Here is a 4,170-nt window from a genome sequence, read left to right as displayed (position 1 = left end):
CGAGATAGCCGCTGTCGACGCCGAGATCGCCGCCGGCGACCTTCAGCATGGCGTCGCGGATCCGGTGCAGCGGCGTGATCACGCGGCGGCTGACGGCCATCATCGCCGCGCCGGTCAGGAGGATCGCGGCGGCGAGCAGCGCCGTATTGACGATCAGCGACTGCACTGCTGTCGCGCGCTGGGTCGCGGAGTGATCCTTGGCCGCGTCGAGCGCGGCGTCGGCGAGCTTGATCGCGCTCGCCATGCGGCCGACCGAATAAGGGCTCCACTGGTTGGCGGTCATTGACGGTTTCTCGCCCTTGGCGACCGCGGCGATGATGCCGTCGCGCGTGGTGGCGTATTGTGGGTCGAAATAGACGGCCTTGGCGTTCGCCATGGCCGCAGCGAGCGCCGGCGGCAATTGCATGCCCACCGTGGCGAGCTCGATCGCATTCCAGGCCGTATCGGTGCCGCCGACGAACTTCGTATAGGCGAGCTGAAGCTCAGGCGTGATCTTGCCGGTGCCGAGCGCATTGCCGACGATCAGCGAGGACTCGCCGGCGCTCAGGCGCAAGAGCCAGGCCATCTGCTTGAGCATCAGGAGCTGGTCGATGACCGGGTCCTGATGATTGACACTCGCGCTGAGCATCGGCGAGAGTTTTTCGAGGATCGCCATCAGCCCGTCCTCGGCGTCGGTATATTCCTTGGCGAGTGCTGCGCGGCGCGAAGCCTTGGGCTTGGCGACTTCGGTCCAGAATTCCGCCTGCTTCTCAAGCAACACCTTGTTCAGCCGGCCGAGGTCCGACACCATCGTCTCGCCCTGCGGCAAGTCGATGGAGGGAAGAATCTCGGTGGCGCGCGCCAGCGCCGGCATCAGGATGTCGCGGATTCCGCGGATATATTTTTCGATGTCCTGGTCCACCTGGACATCCGAGGTGAGCTGGCGGCTGCTGGTCGAGCGGTCGGCACGGATGTTCGCCATCGCCTTGAACACTTCTGCCGATGCGGCCGAGACCGCAACGATCCGGTTGGCGGCTTGCAGCCGGCCCCATGAGCTCCATGCACTGATCGAGAATCCGATGACGACGACGAGCGCGGTGGACAGGATCACTGCCTTCAGCAGCGCAGAAACGGTCAAGCGGTTCAGCATCGGACACCCCGGTAGGCATTTTCGAAGTTCGTGGCCCCGAGACGGCAGCCCCCCACGAACTTCGAAGAATCAAAGGGATGCGCGCATATGCGCTTGCCGGAGGCAGGCGCCCGGCGCATTTGGCCCGAAAAGAGTAAAAACTTAGACAGTGGCCCTGCCGTAAAATTACGGGACGGTCGGGGACGGGTATCGGGCCGCGCTTGCCGACAGCGTTTGAGGCGTGCTGCTCCTCAACGTCGTCCTGGCGAAGGCCAGGACCCATTACCCCGAGTGCCAGTGTGGTGCGACGCTGACGGCCACCAGCCTGCCCATTGCAGAGTGCGGTGGTAATGGGTCCTGGCTTTCGCCAGGACGACATCGGGATGCGTGGCTCGCCGCGTGCCAATAAACCGAGGCTACGCCGCGCGGATCYTGCCGAGGAAGYCGSWGACCTSCYGGCCGAGCTGSYGGCTCTGGGTCTCCAGCAGCTCGGAGGCSTGCTTSACRTTCTCCGCGGCCGCCGCTGCGGCGTCCGCGTCGGCCTTGACGCCGGTGATGTTGTCCGAGACGTTCCTGGTGCCCTGCGCCGCATATTGCGTACTGCGGGTGATCTCCTGGGTTGCCGCACCCTGCTCCTGGACGGCGGCGGCAATCGCGGTCGCGACCTCGTTGACCTCGCCGATGATGCCGCCGATGGTCTGGATCGCGTCGATGGCCTCGCCGGCGACCTTCTGGATGTCGGCGATCTGCTCGGAGATTTCCTCCGTGGCCTTCGCCGTCTGGCTCGCCAGCGACTTCACCTCGGAGGCGACCACCGCGAAGCCGCGGCCGGCCTCGCCGGCGCGGGCTGCCTCGATGGTGGCGTTGAGCGCCAGCAGGTTGGTCTGCTGTGCGATGGTGTTGATCAGGCCGACCACCTCGCCGATGCGTCCTGCGGACTTCGCCAGCCCCTGAACGGTGCCGTCGGTCTCGCTCGCTTGCGTGACGGCGCGGCCGGCGATGCCCGCGGCATGCGCGGCCTGCTGGCTGATGTCGTTGATCGAGGCGCTGAGCTCCTCTGCGGCGGCCGCGACGCTGTCGACGCTCATGGAGGCGTCGTTCGAGGCCTTGCCGGCGACCTGGACACGGTCGTTGGTCTGCCGCGACACCGCGGAGAGATCGCCCGAGGTCTTGCGCATCGCGCCTGAGGCTTCGCTCAATTCGCCCAGCGTCTTGCGCACCGCGCCCTCGAATTCGCCGACATAGGCCTCGATCGCGCTCTGGCGCGCGATGGCGCCCGCATTGCGCTCGCGCTCGTGCTCTTCGATCTTGAGCTTGTCGGTCGCCTGCTGCTTGAAGGTCTCGAGCGCGCCGGCGAGCGCGCCGATCTCGTCTTTCCGGTCGAGATAGCCGCTGTCGACGCCGAGATCGCCGCCGGCGACCTTCAGCATGGCGTCACGGATGGTGTTGAGGGGCTGGATGACGCGGCGGCTGACCAGCATGATGGCGCCAATGGCGAGGCCGATGGCGAGCGTCAGCAGCGCGAGCTGCACGATCAGCGCGCGCTGCGCGCCACTGCGCTGCTCCAGCGTATGCGTCCTGGCGGCATCGAGGGCGGCTTCCGCCACCGCGACCGCGCTTGCCATGCGGCCTACCGTGACCGGGCTCCACTGGTTCGCGGTCATCTCGGGCTTCTCGCCCTTGACCAGCGTGTCCGCAAGGCGGTCACGCAAGGCCAGATATTGCGGCTCGAAATAGGCGGTCTTGATGGCCGCCATGGCGGAGGTGAGCGCCGGCGGCAGCTGCATGCCCGAGGTCGACAGTTCCAGCGCCTTCCACATCGCGGTCGTGCCGCCGACATATTGGGTATAGGCGTAGCGGCCTTCCGGCGTGATCTTGCCGGCGGCAAGCCCGGTCGAGACGATCAGCGAGGCCTCGCCCGCGGTGTTGCGGAGCAGCCAGGCGTTCTGCTTGATCGACAGCAGCTGGTCGATCACGGCATCCTGGTGGTTGACGGTGGCGGCCAGGACGTTCGAGAGCTTGTCGAGCGTCTCGAGCAGGCCCTGCGTCGTCTCCATGTATTCCTTCGGCAAGCCGGCACGGCGCTGGTCCTTCGGCTTCGCCACCTCCTCCCAGAACTGCTTCTGCTCTTCCGACAGCAGCTTGTAGAGGCGCGCGAGCTCCGGAACCAGCGTGCCCGATTGCGGGAAGTCCATGGTCGGCAGCAGGTCGAGCGCACGGGCCATCGCCGGCATCTGGGCGTCGCGCAGCGCGCGCAGATATTTCTCGATCTCCGGGTCCATCGGCTCGGTCGCATTCAGCAGCCGCGTCGTGGTCGAGCGGTCGGTGCGCAGATTGTGCATCGCCTTGAACAGGTCCGCGGAGGCGTCCGCGATCTGCGAGATGCGGCTGGCGGTCTTGAGGCGGTCCCAGGATTCGTAGGCGGTGAGCGAGAGCGCGATCACCACGCAGACCGACGTGATCGCGATCACCGCCTTCAGCAGCGCGGATACGGTCAGACGATTCAGCATCGAAGCCCCCAATTGCAAATTTCAAAAGTCGTCAGGGCGCCCCAGGCAACAACGAAAACAGGGAGGGGCGCGGCGTGGTCGGCAATCGCATGCCGCTGGCGGCGCACCCGCAAACGGTTTCCGCATCTGAGACGAAAAGGGTAAAGTTTTAGGCAGCCGGGAGGCTGGTAGAAGTACGCATTTACTAGAAGTTGCAATGAGTTGCCTGTGTGGAACCAGCGCGYGAGACAGGCGTTAGGACACTGTCAGCAATTTGCCTGAGGGGGCCTCGCGATGCTTGTCGGCGTACTCGTCACCTTTCTCGTCATCATTCTGGTGCTTTATCTCATCAACATGCTGCCGATGGACGGCCGCGCCAAGCAGATCGCGCGCGTCGTCGTGATCATCATTGGCGTCGTGTCGCTGCTGAAATATCTCACGGTGTTTTAGCGGGGCACGTGGTCGTAGCCCGGATGGAGCGAAGCGAAATCCGGGATCTTGCCCCAAGCCATGTCTGTCCCGGATTGCGCGGAGCCTGTCATCGGGCGGCGCTTCGCGCCGACCCGTTGGCTC

2 protein-coding genes and 1 pseudogene are annotated in these 4,170 nt (G+C 65.5%); 1 reads left to right on the top strand and 2 read right to left on the bottom strand.

Annotation, left to right across the window (positions count from 1 at the left end; all coding sequences use genetic code 11):
• Both ACXJL8_RS35475 and ACXJL8_RS35470 read right to left on the bottom strand, forming a co-directional pair.
• A pseudogene (locus ACXJL8_RS35475) lies at window positions 1-1,129 on the bottom strand (methyl-accepting chemotaxis protein); the annotation flags it as partial.
• 395 nt (window positions 1,130-1,524) lie between these two features.
• Complete coding sequence (locus ACXJL8_RS35470) at window positions 1,525-3,618, bottom strand: methyl-accepting chemotaxis protein (protein ID WP_456686496.1); 2,094 nt, start codon at window positions 3,616-3,618, stop codon at window positions 1,525-1,527.
• A gap of 273 nt (window positions 3,619-3,891) precedes the next feature.
• Between ACXJL8_RS35470 and ACXJL8_RS35465 the strand changes: the two genes are divergently transcribed.
• A complete protein-coding gene (locus ACXJL8_RS35465) occupies window positions 3,892-4,047 on the top strand; it encodes a Thivi_2564 family membrane protein (RefSeq protein WP_254116026.1) in 156 nt (51 codons plus the stop codon).
• Window positions 4,048-4,170 lie beyond the last annotated feature (123 nt).

It is taken from the genome of Bradyrhizobium sp. P5_C11_2, assembly GCF_054049755.1.
Note: the sequence above shows the minus strand (reverse complement) of the source record. Positions and strands in the feature narration are given on the sequence as shown.